General features: G+C 73.1%; 2 protein-coding genes. Both read left to right on the top strand.

From position 1 onward, the window contains the following. Window positions 1–411: 411 nt before the first annotated feature. Window positions 412–1,257 (top strand): SigB/SigF/SigG family RNA polymerase sigma factor, encoded by an 846-nt coding sequence (locus ACRDP3_RS19740; protein WP_431518296.1) that lies wholly within the window; start codon window positions 412–414, stop codon window positions 1,255–1,257. A 134-nt stretch (window positions 1,258–1,391) separates the two neighbouring features. Next, window positions 1,392–2,181: aminotransferase class I/II-fold pyridoxal phosphate-dependent enzyme (locus ACRDP3_RS19735; RefSeq protein WP_431518295.1), on the top strand; the 790-nt coding region annotated here is incomplete at its 3' end.

Below are 2,181 nucleotides of genomic sequence, written 5' to 3'. Positions count from 1 at the left end.
GGGCACGCCCGAGAAGCCGACGGTGCCGCCGCGGACGCCGAACGCGAGCGGCGGGCCGGCGTGACGCCTCCCGCCCGCGTCAACGGGTGACAGAGCTGGCGGCCCGGACCACACCCCGACACCCACGCCGGTCCGGGCCGTCGTACCTCTCCCTTGCCACCTCCCCGGCCCTCACCAAGTCCGTTCAGGCTCCCGCCGGGGCGGAGAAGTCCACTGAGGAGATCGGGCCGTTGAGGAACGTTTGCCGCCGGAGTGCCCGGGCAGACCAACCCTCACGTGCTTCGGAAAGAAGGCACATCCGCGGGAGCGGGACCTGTGTGTCCGCTCGGGACCGTCGAGGTCCGACCGCCTGTGCCTGCCCCGCGGTGATTGTGAACGCAATACGCCGATGGGAAGAGGACGAAACTCAGGATGACTACCGTACGGACCCGTACGAAGCGCGCACGTCACCCGCACGATGATGCTCCTGACACCGACGCAGACTTCCGCCGGATCGTCTCCCTCCCCGACGGACCGGAGAGTGAAGAGCTCCGCCAGCAGGTCGTACGGGCCTGGATGCCGATGGCCCGGCGGCTCGCCCAGCGCTTCCGTAACCGCGGTGAAGCGCTGGAGGACCTGCAGCAGGTCGCCTCCCTCGGGCTGGTCAAGGCCGTCAGCCGGTACGACCCGGACCGTGGCAGCGCCTTCGAGAGCTTCGCGGTGCCCACCATCGTCGGCGAGATCAAGCGGCACTTCCGCGACCACATGTGGGGACTGCACGTGCCGCGCCGGGTTCAGGAGCTGCGTAACCGCGTCCGCGCCAGCCGCCGCGAACTGAGCCTCTCGACGGGTGGCCGCAGCCCTTCGGTGGCGGAGATCGCCGAGCACAGCGACATGTCGGAAGAGGACGTCCTGGTCGGCATGGAGGCGCTGGAGAGCTACAGCACCCTCTCGCTGGACGCGGAGCTGCCCGGCGCGGACGACGGGTACTCGCTGGCGGACACGCTGGGCCGCGCGGAGCCGGGTTTCGACCACGTCGTCTACCGGGAGTCGGTCAAGCCGCGGCTGCGCCGGCTGCCCGAGCGTGAGCGCCGCATCCTCTACCTCCGCTTCTTCTGCGACATGACGCAGAACAAGATCGCCGACCAGCTCGGCATCTCGCAGATGCACGTCTCGCGGATCATCAGCCGCACCTGCGAGCGCATCCATCAGGAGGTCGACGCCGACCTCGAGGAGCTTGAGGCCGAGAGCGGGGCCCGCCACCTCGCCGCCGCATAGGCGTCGGGCGGCGGCGTCGGGTGGCGGCGGCCTTGCGCTGACCGTGTCGTCGCACGTCGGCGTCAGCGCCGTCTGCGAAGGTGGACGCGTTGTGCGGGTTGTCCGATGAACGGATAGCGGCGGAGGTGGATGCGATGGCGGGCGCCGACGGGTACGGGCAGGGCCCCTCCGCCGCCACCGTGGCCGCCTGCGGGTACTGGCAGCGCCGGGGCATGCACACCCGCCCGGAGCAGGTCGCCGTCGCCGCCGGTGCTCCGCTGCTGCTGCTCGCCGTGTTCGCCGCCATGGGCGACGGCGCGGTGCTGCTGCCCCGGCCCAGCGCGCCCTGGCACGCCCCGCAGGCACGGCTGCTGGGCCGGCCGCTGCACACGGTGCCGGTGCCCGCCGAGTGCGGGGGAGTGCCCGACCCGGTCGCGCTGCGGGAGACGGTGCGCCGGGCGCGTACGGCGGGGGAGACCCCCGGGGTGCTGGTGCTGTCCGTCGCCGACGACTGCACCGGCACCGCCGCGCCCCCCGAACTGCTGCACGAGGTGTGCGAGGCCGCCGGTGACGAGGGGCTGCTGATCGTCAGCGACGAGACCTGGCGGGACACCTCGCACGCGCCGCACGACACGGTGATCGTCAGCCCCGCCGAGATGCTCTACGGGGGCCGGGACACCGATGCGGTGGTCGTCCTCGCCGGGCTGGGCGAAGCACTGCTCGCGCAGGGGCGGCCGCACGGGGAGCCGCCCGGTCAACATCCGCCCCCGCAGGCCGGGATCGCCCGTTTCCCCGACAGCGGACGAGGCCGTGGACTGGCCGAGGCGGTGGACGCGGTGCTGACCGCGCTGCGCACCGAGCTGCCCGGGCCGGCCGACGCCGCCGTCGCCGAAGCTCTCGCCGAGCCGGAGGAGGCGCGGGTCCGGCGCACCGCCGCGGCCCGCG

The organism is Streptomyces sp. (assembly GCF_050698815.1).
GTDB lineage: Bacteria > Actinomycetota > Actinomycetes > Streptomycetales > Streptomycetaceae > Streptomyces.
This window is presented reverse-complemented; position numbering and strand designations above follow the sequence as displayed.